The 16,654-nt window shown below is 70.1% G+C and carries 16 protein-coding genes; 6 read left to right on the forward strand and 10 right to left on the reverse strand.

Going from position 1 to position 16,654, the window contains the following annotated elements; translation table 11 throughout:
- Window positions 1–183: 183 nt before the first annotated feature.
- The 6 genes from ACFYXF_RS38515 to ACFYXF_RS38540 all read right to left on the reverse strand — a co-directional run bounded on the left by ACFYXF_RS38515 (window position 184) and on the right by ACFYXF_RS38540 (window position 5,931).
- Window positions 184–1,521 (reverse strand): MFS transporter, encoded by a 1,338-nt coding sequence (locus tag ACFYXF_RS38515; protein WP_389356631.1) that lies wholly within the window; start codon window positions 1,519–1,521, stop codon window positions 184–186.
- A 167-nt stretch (window positions 1,522–1,688) separates the two neighbouring features.
- Window positions 1,689–2,642, reverse strand: a complete 954-nt coding sequence (locus tag ACFYXF_RS38520) for a catechol 2,3-dioxygenase (protein ID WP_389356632.1) — start codon at window positions 2,640–2,642, stop codon at window positions 1,689–1,691.
- Window positions 2,642–3,715 carry a 4-oxalomesaconate tautomerase gene (locus tag ACFYXF_RS38525; protein WP_389356704.1) on the reverse strand — a complete coding sequence of 358 codons (1,074 nt, stop codon included), beginning with the start codon at window positions 3,713–3,715 and terminating at the stop codon, window positions 2,642–2,644. The genes ACFYXF_RS38520 and ACFYXF_RS38525 overlap by 1 nt, the downstream gene beginning before the upstream one ends.
- 29 nt (window positions 3,716–3,744) lie before the next feature.
- Entirely contained in the window at window positions 3,745–4,455 is a 711-nt protein-coding gene (locus tag ACFYXF_RS38530; RefSeq protein WP_389356633.1) for a 4-carboxy-4-hydroxy-2-oxoadipate aldolase/oxaloacetate decarboxylase, read from the reverse strand.
- Window positions 4,452–5,201, reverse strand: coding sequence for a PIG-L deacetylase family protein (locus ACFYXF_RS38535; protein WP_389356634.1), 750 nt, complete (start codon window positions 5,199–5,201; stop codon window positions 4,452–4,454). Before ACFYXF_RS38535 ends, ACFYXF_RS38530 begins: the two co-directional genes overlap by 4 nt.
- A 79-nt stretch (window positions 5,202–5,280) precedes the next feature.
- On the reverse strand, window positions 5,281–5,931 hold the full coding sequence (locus ACFYXF_RS38540) for a GntR family transcriptional regulator (protein WP_389356635.1): 651 nt from the start codon (window positions 5,929–5,931) through the stop codon (window positions 5,281–5,283).
- Between the two features lie 226 nt (window positions 5,932–6,157).
- Here ACFYXF_RS38540 and ACFYXF_RS38545 point away from each other — a divergent pair, with 226 nt between their 5' ends.
- Together ACFYXF_RS38545 and ACFYXF_RS38550 are read left to right on the forward strand one after the other, a co-directional pair.
- A complete protein-coding gene (locus ACFYXF_RS38545) occupies window positions 6,158–8,233 on the forward strand; it encodes a discoidin domain-containing protein (RefSeq protein WP_389356636.1) in 2,076 nt (691 codons plus the stop codon).
- A gap of 22 nt (window positions 8,234–8,255) precedes the next feature.
- The gene (locus tag ACFYXF_RS38550) at window positions 8,256–8,849 is read left to right on the forward strand and encodes a TetR/AcrR family transcriptional regulator (RefSeq protein WP_389356637.1); all 594 of its coding nucleotides are present in this window, start codon (window positions 8,256–8,258) and stop codon (window positions 8,847–8,849) included.
- 27 nt (window positions 8,850–8,876) lie between these two features.
- Here ACFYXF_RS38550 and ACFYXF_RS38555 read toward each other — a convergent pair whose 3' ends face one another.
- The gene (locus ACFYXF_RS38555; RefSeq protein ID WP_389356638.1) at window positions 8,877–9,731 is read right to left on the reverse strand and encodes a DMT family transporter; all 855 of its coding nucleotides are present in this window, start codon (window positions 9,729–9,731) and stop codon (window positions 8,877–8,879) included.
- Between the two features lie 116 nt (window positions 9,732–9,847).
- Between ACFYXF_RS38555 and ACFYXF_RS38560 the strand changes: the two genes are divergently transcribed.
- Window positions 9,848–10,726, forward strand: coding sequence for a LysR family transcriptional regulator (locus ACFYXF_RS38560; RefSeq protein ID WP_389356639.1), 879 nt, complete (start codon window positions 9,848–9,850; stop codon window positions 10,724–10,726).
- Between the two features lie 86 nt (window positions 10,727–10,812).
- On the opposite strand, the gene ACFYXF_RS38565 is transcribed toward ACFYXF_RS38560, so the two are convergent.
- From ACFYXF_RS38565 to ACFYXF_RS38575, 3 genes are read right to left on the reverse strand one after another with little or no spacing between them, the layout of a single operon-like run.
- A complete protein-coding gene (locus tag ACFYXF_RS38565) occupies window positions 10,813–11,457 on the reverse strand; it encodes an NAD(P)H-dependent oxidoreductase (protein WP_389356640.1) in 645 nt (214 codons plus the stop codon).
- Between the two features lie 31 nt (window positions 11,458–11,488).
- Entirely contained in the window at window positions 11,489–12,937 is a 1,449-nt protein-coding gene (locus ACFYXF_RS38570) for a sensor histidine kinase (protein ID WP_389356641.1), read from the reverse strand.
- On the reverse strand, window positions 12,934–13,632 hold the full coding sequence (locus tag ACFYXF_RS38575) for a response regulator transcription factor (protein WP_389356642.1): 699 nt from the start codon (window positions 13,630–13,632) through the stop codon (window positions 12,934–12,936). Before ACFYXF_RS38575 ends, ACFYXF_RS38570 begins: the two co-directional genes overlap by 4 nt.
- Before the next feature lie 150 nt (window positions 13,633–13,782).
- Between ACFYXF_RS38575 and ACFYXF_RS38580 the strand changes: the two genes are divergently transcribed.
- Genes ACFYXF_RS38580 through ACFYXF_RS38590 form a run of 3 tightly spaced genes read left to right on the forward strand, consistent with a single transcriptional unit; the run spans window position 13,783 to window position 16,583 of the window.
- A complete protein-coding gene (locus tag ACFYXF_RS38580) occupies window positions 13,783–15,120 on the forward strand; it encodes a ferric reductase-like transmembrane domain-containing protein (RefSeq protein WP_389356643.1) in 1,338 nt (445 codons plus the stop codon).
- 10 nt (window positions 15,121–15,130) lie between these two features.
- Complete coding sequence (locus tag ACFYXF_RS38585; RefSeq protein ID WP_389356644.1) at window positions 15,131–15,856, forward strand: FMN-binding protein; 726 nt, start codon at window positions 15,131–15,133, stop codon at window positions 15,854–15,856.
- A gap of 4 nt (window positions 15,857–15,860) precedes the next feature.
- Window positions 15,861–16,583: an FAD:protein FMN transferase gene (locus ACFYXF_RS38590; RefSeq protein ID WP_389356645.1), complete on the forward strand. Its 723-nt coding sequence runs from the start codon at window positions 15,861–15,863 to the stop codon at window positions 16,581–16,583.
- Window positions 16,584–16,654 lie beyond the last annotated feature (71 nt).

Consider the following 16,654-nt stretch of genomic DNA (forward strand, 5'->3'; position numbering starts at 1 on the left):
CCCCTACCCGTCCCATCCCTCGGGGGCTCCGCCCCCGAACCCCCATATCGCGCTACGCGCTCGTCCTCAAACGCCGGACGGGCTGGATAGTCAGCCCCTCCGGCGTTTGAGGAGCGGGGGTTCGGGGGCGGAGCCCCCGAGGATGGGACGGGTAGGGGCGGCGGGGGCGAGGAAGATGCCTGCTCAGCCCGCGGCCGACAGTTCCTCCGCCCGCTTTTCCGACGGCGCCTGCCGAGGCGCCCGCAGGCCCGTCAGCGCGACGAACACCGTCGCCAGTACCGCCGCGACGGCGAACGCCGTGAACCCCCAGCTCTCCGACCCGTTCGCCACCAGCCGGCCCCCGAGCCACGGCCCGAACACCGCGCCGAAGCGGCCGATGCCGGACACCCAGCCCACCGCCGTCGCCCGGTTGGCGTCGGTCGAGCGGCCCGCCACCGTCGCGTAGATCATGGCCTGGGCGCTGAAGAGGAACATGCCGGTGAGGAAGACCACGGTGTACGTGAGCGGCAGTGCCATGTGGACGCCCAGGAGGTAGACGCCCACCGCCGTGCCCGCGAACCAGATCGTGGCGATACGGGCGGAGCCGTAGCGGTCGGAGCAGCGGCCGGCGACCAGCATCCCCACGATGCCGCCGAGGTTGATGACGATCAGGAAGGAGAGGGAGGAGCCCAGTTCGTAGCCCGCGCCGCGCATCATCGTCGGCAGCCAGTTGCTGACCCCGTACACCAGGAGCAGTCCGCAGAAGGACGCCAGCCAGAAGAGAGCCGTCGTACGCCACAGGTCGCCGCGGAACAGGGCCGCGACCGCGCTCCAGCGGTCCCCGGCGGCGGGGCGCTCCGTCGCGGCGGCGGGCAGTTCGACGTCGTAGCGGTCGGCGAGCGCCCGGGCCTCCTCGACCCGTCCCTTGGCGATCAGGAAGCGCATCGACTCGGGCAGGTACTTCGCGACCAGCGGGACCCCGATCAGCAGCGGGATCACGCAGATCCAGTACGCGACACGCCAGCCGTCGGGGCCGCTCGTCCACAGGCCCAGGAAGCCCGCCATGATGCCGCCGGCCTGGTGCGCGGTCATCAGCGTGCCGACGATCAGGGCGCCCCGGCCGCGTGGGGCGTACTCGGAGACCATCGTGATCGTCGTGGGGAGAAGGCCACCGAGGCCCAGGCCGGCGATGAAGCGGCCGAGGCCGAACACCCCGAGGCTGGGGGCGACCGCGCACAGGACGGACGCCAGCGAGAACACGGCGGTGCAGGTGAGGATGACCTTCTTGCGGCCGATCCAGTCGGTGACCGTGCCCGCGGACAGGGCGCCGATCAGCATGCCGAAGGTGGCGTAGCTGCCGAGGTCACCGGCCTGGGCGGGGACGAGTCCGAGGGCCTTGTGCTCCAGCATGTGGGGCAGTTCGGCGCCGTAGACGAACATGTCGAGGCCGTCGAAGAAGACGACCAGCCAACACAGACCGACGACGAGCACGGCCAGTCTGCCGCCGCGAGCGGGCGGAGCGGAGGCGGGGGACGGAGACATCGTTGTTTCCTATCGTCCAGCAGGAGAGCGGGGGGAGGTGCGCTCGACGGTAGGGAGCCGTCGAGTAAGTGTCAACGTTTTTGTCAACAATCTCAGGAAGCGGCGGTCCGGGGAGGGGTGTGGGCCGCGTCGTCGCCGGTCACGGCCCACACTCGCCGGTCGGAGCGTCAGCTGTCGAGCGGAGGCGTCCCGTGCGTGTGGAACGACTCGATGGTCTTCAGACCCCACGCCTGGCCCTTGGCCCGCTCCTCCTTCGTCCAGGTGATCAGCGGCCAGTCGGGGGCCAGGACGAGGCGGGTGAGCGGGTTGCAGAGTTCGATGCGGTTGCCGCCGGGCTCGTAGACGTACAGGAAGAACGTCTGCTGGATGGCGTGCTTGTGCGGGCCGGTCTCGATGTGCACGCCGTTGTCCAGGCACAGGTCGGCCGCGCGCAGGATGTCCTCGCGGGTGTCCGTGGCGAACGCGATGTGGTGCAGCCGGCCGCTGGAGCCGGACCAGTCCTCCGTGTAGACGATGTCGTACGACTTGTTGGTGAACGTCAGCCACTGCGCGGCCAGGCGCCCCTCGTCGAGCACGATCTGCTCGGTGGGGCGGGCGCCGAGGACGTGCTGGACGAAGCCGGCGTTCGAATCGACCGCGGCGGCGAGGAAGTTGACGTGGTCGAGGCGGCGTACGCCGACGCCCGTCGCGGGCTTGGCCTGGGGCTGGTTCTTGAGGCCGGGCCGCAGCTCGGGCGGCGCCTCGTACCACTCGCTCTCCCAGTACAGGGCGTACTCGTGGCCGTCGGGGTCGGTGGTGACGTACAGCGGGCCGAGACCCGGTTCGTCCTCGACCCAGCGGCCGGGGCGGCCCGCGTTCTCGGTCTCCTTGACCCGGCGTTGCAGTGCCTCCTCGCTGGAGGCGCGCAGGGCGGTGCGGCGGATGCCGGAGGTCGAGTGGGCGGTGAGGGTGAGGCTGTGGTGCTCGTAGTCGTCCCAGGTCCTCAGATACACCGAGTCGCCGGAGCGGCCGTTCTCGGTCAGGCCGAGGATCGTGGTGAAGAACCGGACGCTGGCGTCCAGGTCGGGGGTGAGGAGTTCGACATGGCCGAGGTGGGCGATGTCGCCGAGCGGCGGGGTCATCAGCTGCTCCTGACGGGGAGAGGTGCGGCGGGGCGGGGGAAGACCGTGCCGTCGAAGATCTTGCGGGCGGTACGGACGACGGCCGTGCGGTGCGCGACCGGGGTGGGGCCGTCGGTGTCGCTGAGGGAGACGACGGTTTCGACGTCCAGGAATCCGGTGGGGTGTTCGATGCGCAGTGGGGCGTCGTCGGGGGTGGGGAGACGCGCCACGCCCTCCCCTACGCCACCGGGTATGCGCAGCCCGGCGGCGACACTCGCGGCACCCAGCACACCGATCGCCGTGTGACAGCGGACCGGGATGAAGGTGCGGGTCATGACGGTGCCGCCGTGCGCGGGCGGGGCGAGCAGGCTGAGCTTGGGCACGGTCGTCGCGGAGACATCACCGAGGCCCATCAACTTGCCCGCCTCCAGCCGGATCTCGCGCAGCCGTTCGTTGAGGGTGACGTTCTCCTCCAGGTCCCTCGGTTCCTCGTAACCGGTGACACCGAGGGCGGAGGCGGCGATCAGCACGGTCGGCATGCCGTTGTCGACGCAGGTCACCGGTGTACCGGCGACGGTGTCCCGGACCCGGCCGGTCGGCAGCAGGGGTCCGCTCCCCCGCCCGAACCCGATCGTCACCGGAGCGGCGCCACCGGGCACACCGGAGATCTCGGTCGTGCCCTCGTACACGACCCGCCCCTCCGCCGTGGGAAAGGTCGCGGTGGCGTGGTCGCCGCTGTTGACCATGCGGATGCGTACGGAGGTCAACTCGTCCCCGGCCGCGACGAGTCCGCGTTCGACGGCGAACGGGCCGACGCCCGCGAGGAGGTTCCCGCAGTTCTGACGGTCACTCACCTCCGGCTCCTCGACGCCGACTTGGAGGAACAGATAGTCGACGTCGGCCTGTTCGTCGTCCGAGCGGAGGACGACGGCCACCTTGCTGGTGAGCGGGTGCGCTCCGCCGAGGCCGTCGATCTGGCGGGGGTCGGGGCTGCCCATGACCCGCAGCAGCAGGTCGTCGCGGGACGCGGGATCGGCCGGAAGGTCCTCGGCGAGGAAGTAGGCGCCCTTGGAGGTGCCGCCCCGCATCAGCATGCAGCGCAGCTCCTCCCCCGGGCCGGTGCTCACGAGTCGGCTCCGCCCCGGACGTACTCCTCGTACGACTGGTACGTGACCCCCAGCCGTACGAGCGTCTCGCGCAGCCCGTACCGGTCCAGGCCCAACTGGCCGTCGGCGAAGGCCAGTCGGGACGCCTCCTCCTTCGCGATGCGGGCCTCGGACGCCTTGACCGCCTCGGCCGAGCGCAGCCGGGGGACGACCATCACGCCGTCGTCGTCGGCGATGATCACATCACCGGGGTGGATCTGCCGGCCGCCGACCACGATCGGGACGTTGACCGAGCCGCCCGTCGCCTTGACCGTGCCCTGAGCGGAGACCGCAGCCGACCAGACGGGGAAGTCCATGGCGCGCAGTTCGGCGGTGTCACGGACGCCGGTGTTGATGACCAGGCCACGAACACCCCGGCGCCGCAGGGCGGTTGCGAAGAGTTCGCCGAACAGGCCGTCCGTACTGGGGGACGTGGTGGTGACGACCAGGATGTCGCCCTCGGCGCACTGTTCGACGGCCGCGTGGATCATGAGGTTGTCGCCGGGCCAGCACAGCGCGGTGACGGCGGTGCCCGCGATGCGTACGTCCTGCTGGATCGGGCGCAGGGAGGGGCCGAGGAGACCGGTGCGGCCCAGGGCCTCGTGGACGGTGGCCACGCCGTGGCGGGCCAGCGTCTCGACGTCCTCGGCCGCTGCGCGCGGCGGGTTGGTGACGATGACGCCGCTCATGCCAGTTCCCCCGTGACCTGCGGGTAGGGGCGCATATACGCCTCGCCGTAAGTGGTGTGCGGGAGGCCGAGGTTGGGGCCGGCGTTGCGCTTGAGCTGGACTCCGCGCCGCTTGGCGAGGTCGGTGTAGTAGTCCCACAGGTGCTGCTGGGCGGACAGGCACTCCATGGCCTTGCGCTTGGTGTCGAACACCTCGGTGATGTCGAGCAGCACCTGCGGGGTGAAGTCGCACATCTCCGGCTGATGGGGCTCGAAGAAGAACACCGGGGGCGCGCCCAGGACTTCACCGGGGGCGGGGTAGCCGATGGCCTGGGCGAGAATGCGCGCGTCCAGGGCCATCCGGGCGGCGGCCGGGTGGTCGGCGTTGTAGGGGTCGGCGAGCGGGTGGGTGAGGACCACATCGGGCTGGGTGTCCCGGTAGATCCCCACCAGTTGGTCGGTCAGCTCGGGGGTGGCGAGGAGGGGGTAGTCGCCGGCGTCGAGGAAGCGGACCTCGGCGCCGAGCGCGGCGGCGGCCTGCTCGGCCTCGGTCCGGCGGATCCCCTTGATCTCCTCCAGCGATTTGCCCTCCCGCCAGGCCTTGGCGGACTCGCCGCGTTCCCCGTACGACAGGCAGGCGATGACGACCTTCTCGCCACGGGAGGCCGCCAGCGCGATGGCACCTCCCGCCCGCCAGACGAAGTCACCGGCATGCGCGCTGATCACGAGCGTCGAGCGAGCGGCTGCGGGCACCGCACCATGTGTCATTGCAGAAATCTCCTTGGTGGACAGGTCCTTCGGCCCACCTCGGCGGCGTCATCCGCGCAACGCGTGTTCGCAGAACACACTATTCGCGCAACGCGGCGATCACGCTCGTGAGATGGGCGCGAGCGGCCGCTTCGGCCGCCTGCGGGTCCCTCGCCGTGATCGTCTCGACCATGGCGAGGTGTTCACTCAGGGACTGCTGGGGACGCCCCGGTCGCAGCGCGAGCTGGAAACGGTGGCGCACCAACTGGGCGTTGAGCTTCTCCAGCAGCTCCACGGCCGTCTGCTGGCCGGAGAACTGTCTGATCCGGGCGTGCAGATCCTGGTTGAGTTCGGAGTACGTGACCGGCTCGCCGTTGGCGACCGCCTTGGCCATCGCCTCGCCGATGCCGGTCAGTTGGGCCAGCTGGTCGTCGGTCGCCGCGACGGCCGCCTTGGCCGCGCACAGCCCTTCGAGGACCATCCGGCATTCGGTGATGGCGACCGCCTCCTCCACGGTCACCACCCGCACCCGCGAACCACGGTTGCGGATCCGTTCGACGAGTCCCTCCGACTCCAGCTCGATCAGCGCCGCCCGGACGCTGGCCCGTGTCACACCGAACTGCTCGGCGAGTTCGTTCTCCACCAGCCGCTGGGCCGGTGCCATGTCGCCGCGCAGGATCGCCTGCCGCAGCCGCTCCAACGCGTGCTGCTTGGCCTGCTCTCCGGTGCCTGGACGGGCTTGTTTCGGCATGTGCCCTCCTGAGTGAGTGCCTGTCGACGCTAAATCTAGACGGACAAGATTGTCAACAATATTGTTTTCCATAATCGCACACAGTTGACCCACAGAAACCCCGCCGCACGACCCCGATCCGTTATCAGGTCAAGCGTCCCGGACTATTGACTCCATCACCCCGCTGTCGCGATCCTCATCACAGAGTTGCGCGAGCCATGACAACCCTGGTGCAAGGACGTGAGTGATGACTGTGCCTGCTGCCTTCCCGCCACATCCGCGCCGCGGACGCAGACCCCTGACCGTGTTGTCGCTGCTGCTCGCCGTACTGGCGCTGACGCTCGGCACCGTGCCCAGCTCGGCGGCCGGCACGGACTGGTGGACGCCGAGCGCGCGGCCGACGCCCGACTCCCAGATCAACGTCACGGGTGAGCCCTTCAAGGGCACCAACTCCCAGGGCGAGGTACAGGGGTTCGTCGACGCGCACAACCACCTGTTCTCCAACGAGGCCTTCGGCGGACGCCTGATCTGCGGCAAGGTCTTCTCCACCAGCGGGATCGCGGACGCCCTCAAGGACTGTCCCGAGCACTACCCGGACGGCACGCTCGCGATCTTCGACTACATCACCCACGGCGGCGACGGGAAGCACGACCCGGTCGGCTACCCGACGTTCAAGGACTGGCCCGCGTACGACTCGATGACGCACCAGGCGAACTACTACGCCTGGATCGAGCGCGCCTGGCGCGGCGGCCAGCGTGTGCTGGTCAACGACCTGGTCACCAACGGCGTGATCTGCTCGGTCTACTTCTTCAAGGACCGCAGCTGCGACGAGATGACGTCGATCCGCCTCCAGGCCCAGCTGACCTACGACCTCCAGGACTACATCGACGCCCAGTACGGCGGCACGGGCAAGGGCTGGTTCCGGATCGTCACCGACACCGCGCAGGCCCGTGAGGTGATCAAGGCGGGCAAGCTGGCGGTCGTGCTCGGTGTCGAGACGTCGGAGCCCTTCGGCTGCAAGCAGATCCTGGACATCGCGCAGTGCAGCAAGGCCGACATCGACAAGGGCCTCGACGAGCTGTACGACCTCGGCGTGCGCAGCATGTTCCTGTGCCACAAGTTCGACAACGCGTTGTGCGGGGTGCGGTTCGACGAGGGCGGTCTCGGTACGGCGATCAACGTCGGCCAGTTCCTGTCGACGGGCACCTTCTGGCAGACGGAGACGTGCACGACCGCGATGCACGACAACCCCATCGGCGGCGCCACGGCGACCAGCGCGACGGAGGACCTGCCGGCCGGCACCGAACTGCCGACGTACAGCTCGACCGCCCAGTGCAACACCCGCGGGCTCACCGATCTCGGCGAGTACGCGGTGCGCGGCATGATGAAACGCAAGATGATGCTGGAGATCGAACACATGAGCGTCAAGGCCACCGGCCAGGCGCTGGACATCTTCGAGTCCGAGTCCTACCCGGGCGTGCTCTCCTCGCACAGCTGGATGGACCTCAACTGGACCGACCGCGTCTACGGTCTCGGCGGCTTCATCGCCCAGTACATGCGCTCCTCCCAGGAGTTCGTCACGGAGGCCGCCCGCACCGACGCCCTGCGCACCAAGTACGGCGTGGGCTACGGCTACGGCACCGACTTCAACGGCATCGGCGACCACCCGGCCCCGCGCGGCACGGACACCGGTACGACGGTGACGTACCCCTTCACCAGTGTCGACGGCGGCTCGGTGATCAACCGGCAGACCACCGGTTCGCGCACCTGGGACATCAACACGGACGGTGCCGCGCACGTCGGGCTGATCCCGGACTGGATCCAGGACATCAAGCAGGTCGGCGGCGCGGACGCGGTGAGCGACCTGTTCCGGGGCGCCGAGTCCTACCTCGACACCTGGGGCGCCTCCGAGAACCACAGGGCCGGGGTCAACCTCGCCAAGGGCGTGACGGCGACGGCGAGTTCGTCCGAGTCGAACCCGTTCACCAGCTACCAGCCCGGCCGGGCCGTCGACGGCGACTCGGGCACCCGCTGGGCGAGCGACTGGAGCGACGACCAGTGGCTCCAGCTCGACCTCGGGTCGACGAACCTGGTCAAGCGGGTCACCCTCGACTGGGAGAAGGCGTTCGGCAAGTCGTACCGCATCGAGCTGTCGACGGACGGTACGACCTGGCAGACCGCGTGGTCCACGACCGTCGGCGACGGCGGCCTGGACACGGCACAGTTCGCGGGAGTACCGGCCCGCTATGTGCGCGTCCACGGCCTTGATCGGGGTACGGACTGGGGATACTCGCTCTACGAGGTGGGTGTCTACAGCACCTGAGTTCCGTACCTAGGGGGAGTTCATGGCACGCAAGCCGTCGGCCGAGCGGCGCCGGCAGCTGACGGAGGCGGCCATCCGCGCGATGACCCGGGACGGCGTCCCCAGGACGACGACCCGGTCCATCGCGGCCGAGGCGGGCGTGTCACTGAGCGTCTTCCACTACTGCTTCGACTCCAAGCAGGCCCTGGTCGAGTCGGTCATGACGACGATCACGGACCACTCCGTCGACATGGTGCGCGCGGCGATCCAGCCGCAGTCCACCCTCCAGGAGACGATCCGGGCGGGCTTCCGGGCGTACTGGGACCATGTGGCCGCCCATCCGGGCGAGCACATGCTGACATACGAACTCACCCAGTACGCCCTGCGGGAGCCGGGGTTCGCGCATCTGGCCCGCCGGCAGTACGAGCTGTACGGCGATGCGTACGCCGGCCTGCTGGAGCAGCTGCGCGAGAGCATGGGCTTCGAACTGAGCGTGCCCGTCCCGGTGTTGGCCCGCTATCTGGCCGCGATGACGGACGGGCTGACCCTCAACTTCCTCGCCCTCGGCGACGAGAAGGCCTGTGTGGAGATCCTCGACACGGTCACCGACCATGTGGCCTCCCTCGTACGGGAGTAATCCGTACGGGAGTCGGGGGCGCGTGCCCTACTTCGGCGAGGTCAGGATGGACACCGCGTTGGCGGCGACGATCGCCCCGATGCTCGCCCATTCCAGGGCGCCCAGGTTCTCGCCCAAGCCGATCCAGCCGACCACGGCGGCCAGTACCGGGTTGACACTCATGAACAGCCCGAAGGCCCGGGCAGGCACCCGGCGCAGGGTGAACATGTCGGCGAGATAGGGCACGGCCGAGGCGAGCACCCCGGCGACGACGGCGTAGCCGACGGCCGCGAGGGTCGGCGGGTGGTCGACGACCAGGACGATCCCGACCGGCAGGAAGAGCAGCGCGGAGACGCCCGCGGCGGCGGCCGAACCCTCCGCACCGGGCAGCCGCCGCCCGACCGCGCGGTTGAGCAGGATGTACGAGGCCCAGCAGGCGGCGGCGAGCAGCCCGAGGCCCATCCCGAGGTAGTCGGCGGACGGCTGGGGGCGCAGCAGCGCGACGACGCCGACCGCGGCGATCACCGCACAGCAGGCGTCCACGCGCCGCCGGGTGGCCGCCAGGGCGATGGCGAGCGGCCCGAGGAACTCCAGGGTGACCGCCAGGCCGAGGCCGATCCGGTCGATGGCGGTGTACAGGGACAGGTTCATCGTCCCGAAGACCAGGGCCAGCAGGAGCACGGGCCACCACTGGGCGCGGGTGAAGCTCCGCAGGCGGGGCCGGGCGACGGCGAACAGGACGACGGCGGCGACGTACTGGCGGACGGCGACGACCCCGACCGGGCCGAGCACCGGGAAGGCGAGGGAGCCGGTCGCGGCGCCGACCTGGTTGGCCAGCCCGCTGCCGAGCATGACGGCGACGCCGGTGAGCCTCGCGGCGCGGGGCTTCGGGGGCGCTGTCATGGCGACGCCGCTGGGGGCAGCTGCTGTGTGTGTGGGGCCTGCGGTCATACGCCGATCGTGCGCCGGTTCCGTGGATGCGCAAAATGCATGGGCTCAGCCATCTATACGCTGGAGTCATGGATGCGCTTCAGGGACGGAACCCACAGATCGAGCTGCGGCAGTTGCGCTGTCTCGTCGCGATCGTCGACGAGGGCACCTTCACGGACGCCGCCATCGCGCTCGGTGTCTCCCAGGCGGCCGTCTCCCGCACCCTGGCCTCGCTCGAACAGGCCCTGGGCGTACGGCTGTTGCGGCGGACCTCGCGCGAGGTGAGCGTGACGGCCACCGGGCTGCGCGTGGTGGCGCACGCCCGGCGGGTGCTCGGTGAGGTGGACGACCTGGTCCAGGAGGCGACGTCCGGTCATGCCCGGCTGCGGATCGGGTACGCCTGGTCGGCGCTGGGCCGCCACACCCTCGTCTTCCAGCGGCGCTGGGCCGAACGACACCCGGAGACGGAGGTGCAGCTCATCCGGACCAACTCCGGCACCGGTGGGCTGGCGGAGGGGGCGTGCGATCTGGCCGTCGTGCGCCGACCGCTGGACGACCGGCGGTTCGACTCCGTCGTCCTCGGCCTGGAACGGCGCATGTGTGTCATGGCCGCCGACGATCCGCTGGCGCGGCGGCGGTGGATCCGGCTCGCGGACATCAGCGGGCGCACGGTGTTGGTGGACCGGCGGACCGGGACGACCACGGAGGAGTTGTGGCCGCCGGGGTCGCGTCCGGTGGTCCAGGAGACCCACGATGTCGACGACTGGCTGAACTCGATCTCGACGGGGCGCTGTGTCGGGCTGACGCCCGAGGCCACCGCGCACCAGTATCGGCGGCCCGGGGTGGTCTACCGGCCGGTGCGGGATGCGGAGCCGGTGGTGGTTCGGCTCGCCTGGTGGCGGGATGATCCGCATCCTGCGGGGGCGGCGGTGGTTGGGTTGTTGACCGACCTCTATCGCGAGGAGTGAGGGGTTGTTTGTTTTCTGCGGGCCGGTGGGGGCTTGTCGCGCAGTTCCCCGCGCCCCTAAAAGAAGGGGCGCTCCTCCACCGCCTGTCAGTAGCTCACCGCCAGCAGGCGTTCCGCGTAATCCGCCAGGTACTCCTCCCTCTGTTTCGGCGATACCTCACCCGGGGTCCTCGCCACGAAGGGGGGCAGGACGTCGAAGCCGAGGCAGCTGAGGATGCCGTGGTGGATGGGCCAGAGGGCTCGGTTCAGGTCTTCTTCGGTGCCGTGGGGGGTGTAGAGGCCTGAGGGGGTGCCCGTCGTGGTGCAGATCAGGGCTTGTCTGCCCTTCAAGGGGCCCGTGTCGTAGGTGCGGCCCTCTCCGTAGGCGAAGCCTCGGGCCATCGTGCGGTCTATCCAGCCCTTGAGGATGGCGGGCATTCCGGACCACCACAGGGGGAACTGGAGGATCAACAGGTCGCACCGGGCGACCTTCTCCTGTTCCGCGAGGACGTCGGGCGGGGTCTCGTGGGCCGCGTGGACCCGTTCCTGCTCGGCGGGGACGTCCAGGTAGTCGGGGTCGGTCCAGACGCCGGGGAAGTCGTCGGCGTCGACGGCGGCCTTCCAGCCGAGCCGGTAGAGGTCGCTGACCACGACCTCGTGTCCGGCGCGTCTGAGGACGTCGACGGCTCTGACCTTCAGCGCGCCGTTGAAGGAGCAGAGTTCGGGATGGGCGAAAACGATCAGCACGTTCACTGTGGGGGGTCTCCTCGGATCGTCCGTTCGTTCAGTTCTTCGGAGGTCGGTCCGTCCTGTCGAGCGGGATACGGAGGGTGAAGGCGGTCGAGCCGGGTCCGCTCGTCAGGTCGAGGGTGCCGCCGTGCGCCTGTACCAGGGACAGCGCGACCGCGAGGCCGAGGCCGCTGCCGCCCCGGTCGCGGCTGCGGGCCTTGTCGACGCGGTAGAAGCGGTCGAAGACCCGGTCCTGGTCGGCGGCCGGGATGCCGGGGCCGGCGTCGGCGACCCGGACCACCGCGTGGCCGGCGTCGACGTTCACGTCCACGGACACCGGGGTGCCTGCGGGCGTGTGCACGGCCGCGTTGGTGAGCAGGTTGTCCAGGACCTGCCGGATGCGGAGGGGGTCGAGGCGCAGGAGCAGTTCCTTGGGGGCGGCCGTCACCGTCAGGGGGTGCCCCGGGTGGCCCGCGCGGAAGGCGTCGGCCGCCTGGCCGGTCAGGTCCACCAGGTCGGCGTTCTCCGGGCGCAGCGGGGTCTCGATCTGGGCCGCGTCTAGTCGGGCGAGCAGCAGCAGGTCGTCGAGGAGGATGCCCATCCGGGCGGCCTCGGCGCGCAGGCGGGCCAGGTGCTTGTCCCGTTCGCCGGGCTCGTTGGCGGCGGCGTACTGGAAGAGGTCCGCATAGCCCCGTACCGACATCAGAGGGGTACGGAGTTCATGGGAGGCGTCGGCGACGAAGCGGCGCAGGCGCTGTTCGGCCTCCGTGCGGACGGCGAGGGAGTCGTCGATGTGTTCGAGCATGGTGTTGAACGCGGTGCGCAGCTCCTCGACCTCCGGGCCGCCGTTGCCCCGGTCGGCGCGTACGGGCAGCCGGGCGGAGTCGGTGAAGTCGTGCGAGGTGATGCCGCGCGCGGTGTGGGCCATGTCACTGAGGGGCCTGAGGCCACGCCGCAGCACCGCGCGGCCGAAGATCACCAGACCCAGCAGGGCGATGGCGAAGGCGACCACCTGGACCGTGACCAGCTGGTCCATGGTGTTCTCGATGTCGTCCATGGGCGCCGCCGTGACCAGGACGACACCGGACTCGACCTCGCAGGCGCGCAGCCGGTAGGCGTCCCCGTCGATGCGCGCGGTGCGGTAGACGGGGTCGGTGCCCGACGTCCGCAGGCTCGCGGCGGTGGCGAGGAGTTCCCGGGAGTCGGGCGGCACGTCGGCGGGCTCGCGCAGGACCGGCGTACCGCCGGAGACCTTGTACGAGGCGGTGTACCAGCCGTAGTACGGCTTGCCCTGCACGCTGCCGTAGTCCACGACGTCCTTGGACTGGGTGATCTGGACGAGCTTCATCTGGTCGCTGAGCTGGCGTTCCAGGTACTCCCGCATGTACATCGAGAGGGCCGCGCCGACGACGGCGAACACGACGAGCGAGAGCACGCCCATGCCCAGCGCCAGGCGCGTGCCCAGTCGCAGCCTGCGGTAGCTCTCCCGGCAGCGGCGGATCACTCGCCGACCTGCCGGACCACGTACCCGACGCCTCGCACGGTGTGGATCAGCGGTTCGTCGTGGTCCTCGGGATCGTCGAGCTTTCGGCGCAGCCGGCTGACGACCAGTTCCACGACGTTGGAGCGGCCGCCGAAGCCGTACTCCCAGACGTGGTCGAGGATCTGTGCCTTGGTGAGCACGGTCGGCGACTTGCGCATCAGGTAGCGCAGCACCTCGTACTCGGTCGGGGTGAGCGTGAGCCGTTTGTCGCCTCGGCGGACCTCTCGGGTGTCCTCGTCCATCGTCAGGTCGGCCACCCGGAGCACGGAGCGCTGGAAGCCGGGCCCCGCGCTGCGGCGCAGCACGGTGCGCAGCCGGGCCATCAGCTCCTCCACCGCGAAGGGTTTGACCAGGTAGTCGTCGCCGCCCCGGGTGAGGCCCGCGACCCGGTCCGCGACTCCGTCACGGGCGGTGAGGAAGACCACGGGCACCATCGTGCCCGACAGCCGCAGCCGGTCGAGCACGGCGAAGCCGTCGAGGCCCGGGAGCATCAGGTCGAGCACCACGATGTCGGGATGGAACTCGGCGGCCCGGCTCAGCGCCTCCTCACCGGAGTACGCGGTGACCGCCTCCCAGCCCTCGTAGCGGGCGACCGTCGCGACCAGGTCGGCGATGGGCGGGTCGTCGTCCACGACGAGGAGTCGTACTTTTTCCACGTGCTCATAGTGCTCCACGTGACCCCCGTGCCATACCGCCCTCCCCTCCCTACGCGAGATCGATAACAACTTGAAAGTCCAACGACAGCATTACGACAGCTACCGTCGGTCAAGCTCGGTGTCCCCGGACCCGATCAAGGAGCACTGTCCGTGACGACCGTCCAATCGCCTCCCGCGCCCCCCACGGCGATACGACCCAAAGTGGTGGCCCGCACCGGCCTGTACGCCGTGCTGGCCGCCAACGTGGCCGTCGTGACCGTCTTCTTCGCCCAGGCAGGCTTCGCCTCGAACGCGCTGATCGTCATGGGCCGGCTCGCCGGGCTGTACGGCGCGCTCTTCATGGCCTTCCAGCTGGTCCTGGTGGCCCGGCTGCCGTGGCTGGACCACCGCATCGGCATGGACCGGCTGACGTCCTGGCACCGCTGGGTCGGCTTCGGACTGCTGTGGACGCTGATGGCCCACGCGGTGTTCATCACCTTCGGCTACGCCGAGGGCACGTCCATGGGTCCGGTCGACGAGCTGGTGGAACTGGCCGAGACCACCGAGGGCGTGCTCCGCGCGATCGTCGCCCTCGTCCTGATCATGATCATCGGCGCGGTCTCCGCGCGCTACGCCCGCCGCCGGCTCGCCTACGAGACCTGGCACTTCATCCACCTCTACACCTATGTGGCGGTGGTCCTGGCGTTCACGCACCAGGTCGGTGTCGGTACGACGTTCACCTCGTCGTCCGCCGCGACGACGTACTGGTGGACCATGTGGGGCGTGGCGCTCGGTTCGGTGTTCCTGGGCCGTGTGGTGCTGCCGCTGCGCAAGAACCTCCGTCACCAGCTGCGGGTCTCGGCGGTCGTCCCCGAGGCCGACAACGTCGTGTCGATCTACATGACCGGCCGTGACCTGGACAAGCTACCCGCCCGCGCCGGCCAGTTCTTCCTGTGGCGGTTCCTCACCAAGGACCGCTGGTGGCAGGCGAACCCGTTCTCGCTGTCGGCGGCGCCCGACGGCAGGTCGCTACGGCTGACGGCGAAGGTGGCCGGCGACGGCACCGCGACCCTGAAGCACATCCCGGTCGGCACCCGCGTCTTCGCCGAGGGCCCGTACGGCGCGTTCACCTCGATGCACCGCACCCGCCCCGAGGCCGTGCTCATCGCCGGCGGTGTGGGCGTCACGCCGATCCGCGCGCTGCTCGAGGAGATCCAGAGCCACGCCGTGGTCATCTACCGGGTGGCCAGGGACCAGGACGCCGTCCTGTACGAGGAACTGCGGGACATCGCCCACGCCAAGGGCTGCGAGCTGCACCTGGTGTCCGGGCCGGTCGCCCCCGACAAGCTGGCCCCGGCCGAGCTGGCCAAGCTGGTGCCGGACATCACGGACCGGGACGTCTTCCTGTGCGGCCCGCCGCCCATGATGAACGCGGTGCTGCGCAGCCTGCGGGAACTGGGCGTGCCCAAGTCGCAGACCCACTTCGAGCGCTTCAGCCTGGCCGGATAAGAGGAACGTCGTGAAACGAGCACTGCCTGTACTGGTCCTGAGCATCGCGGGCCTGGTCCCCGTCTGGCTCTACGAGCCGTCGCTGGGCACGACGTCCTCGGAGGCCTCCGCCTCGACGCCGTCCGCGTCCTCCTCCGCCGCTTCGGGTTCCTCGGGTACGTCGTCGACGGTCGTCAAGGGCACGACCGTGACCACCGAGAAGGGCGATGTCCAGGTCGAGGTGACGTTCGCGGGGACGAAGATCTCCTCGGTGCGGATGCTGAAGCAGCCGAACCACCCGCAGACCACCGCCGCCGTGCCGGTCCTGATCAAGGAGACGCTGGCCGCGCAGAGCGCCGACATCGACACGGTGTCCGGCGCGACGATCACGAGTGACGGCTACAAGGAGTCCCTCCAGGCCGCCATCGACTCCCAGGCGGACTCCGCAGCGTCGTCCCCGTCGCCCTCCGCGTCGGCCTCGGCTTCCGCCGAGTCCGCGTCGAAGGTCGTCTCGGGGACCGCGGTGGACACCGAGAAGGGCACCGTGCAGATCGAGGTGACCTTCGAGGGCGACACGATCGCGTCCGTGAAGATGCTCCAGCAGCCGAACCACCCGCAGACCACGGCGGCCGTGCCGGTGCTGATCTCGGAGACGCTGGCCGCGCAGAGCGCGGACATCGACACGGTGTCGGGTGCGACGATCACGAGCGACGGCTACAAGGAGTCCCTCCAGGCCGCGATCGACGCGAAGGGCTGAGCGGATGCGGCGCGTCGAACACATCATGGGGTTCCCGATCTCGCTGCGCATCGACGACGAGAACGCCCCGGCGGAGGCGGCCGACGCCGTGTTCGCCTGGCTCCACGAGGTCGACGCGCGCTTCAGCCCCTTCAAGGACGACAGCGAGGTGTCCCGCCTCGACCGGGGCGAGCTGGCGACCGGCGACCTGAGCGCGGACCTCACCGAGGTGCTCGGCCTGTGCGAGGAGTACCGGGTCGCGACCAAGGGCGCCTTCGACGTACGGCTGCCCGGCCGTGGCCTCGATCCGTGCGCGATGGTGAAGGGCTGGGCGGTGCAGCGGGCGGCGGATCTGCTGGCGGCGGCGGGCGTACGGACGTACTGCCTGAACGCCGGTGGTGACGTGGTCGCCGCCGGGCGCCCCTGGCGGGTCGGGGTACGTCACCCCGAGCACGCCGACCAGCTGTGCACGGTGCTGGAGCTCACGGAGGGCGGTGTGGCGACCTCGGCCCGCTATGAACGCGGCGACCACATCCTCGACGGCCGCACCGGCCGCCCGGCGACCGGGCTGCTGAGCCTGACCGTCGTGGCCGCCACGCTCACCGAGGCGGACGCCACGGCGACGGCGGCGTTCGCGATGGGCGCGGAGGGCGTCGACTGGGCCGCCGCGCGCAAGGGCTGCGAGATCTTCGCGGTGGACGCCGACCGCCAGGTCTTCCGGACGGCGGGCTTCCCGGTGGCTGCCTGAGGTTTCCTTGGCTGATGTCGTACGTCCGTGTGGGCGCCCTCCGTTGTGACGGTGGGCGCCCACTGGCGTGT

This window comes from Streptomyces sp. NPDC002680, assembly GCF_042889145.1.
Lineage (GTDB): Bacteria > Actinomycetota > Actinomycetes > Streptomycetales > Streptomycetaceae > Streptomyces > Streptomyces adonidis.

What these genes read in the sequence shown, in the direction of transcription:
- ACFYXF_RS38515 (WP_389356631.1), bottom strand. Translation starts at nt 1,521, where the DNA reads ATGTCTCCGTCCCCCGCCTCCGCTCCGCCCGCTCGCGGCGGCAGACTG.
- ACFYXF_RS38520 (WP_389356632.1), bottom strand. Translation starts at nt 2,642, where the DNA reads ATGACCCCGCCGCTCGGCGACATCGCCCACCTCGGCCATGTCGAACTC.
- ACFYXF_RS38525 (WP_389356704.1), bottom strand. Translation starts at nt 3,715, where the DNA reads ATGCTGATGCGGGGCGGCACCTCCAAGGGCGCCTACTTCCTCGCCGAG.
- ACFYXF_RS38530 (WP_389356633.1), bottom strand. Translation starts at nt 4,455, where the DNA reads ATGAGCGGCGTCATCGTCACCAACCCGCCGCGCGCAGCGGCCGAGGAC.
- ACFYXF_RS38535 (WP_389356634.1), bottom strand. Translation starts at nt 5,201, where the DNA reads ATGACACATGGTGCGGTGCCCGCAGCCGCTCGCTCGACGCTCGTGATC.
- ACFYXF_RS38540 (WP_389356635.1), bottom strand. Translation starts at nt 5,931, where the DNA reads ATGCCGAAACAAGCCCGTCCAGGCACCGGAGAGCAGGCCAAGCAGCAC.
- ACFYXF_RS38545 (WP_389356636.1), top strand. Translation starts at nt 6,158, where the DNA reads ATGACTGTGCCTGCTGCCTTCCCGCCACATCCGCGCCGCGGACGCAGA.
- ACFYXF_RS38550 (WP_389356637.1), top strand. Translation starts at nt 8,256, where the DNA reads ATGGCACGCAAGCCGTCGGCCGAGCGGCGCCGGCAGCTGACGGAGGCG.
- ACFYXF_RS38555 (WP_389356638.1), bottom strand. Translation starts at nt 9,731, where the DNA reads ATGACAGCGCCCCCGAAGCCCCGCGCCGCGAGGCTCACCGGCGTCGCC.
- ACFYXF_RS38560 (WP_389356639.1), top strand. Translation starts at nt 9,848, where the DNA reads ATGGATGCGCTTCAGGGACGGAACCCACAGATCGAGCTGCGGCAGTTG.
- ACFYXF_RS38590 (WP_389356645.1), top strand. Translation starts at nt 15,861, where the DNA reads ATGCGGCGCGTCGAACACATCATGGGGTTCCCGATCTCGCTGCGCATC.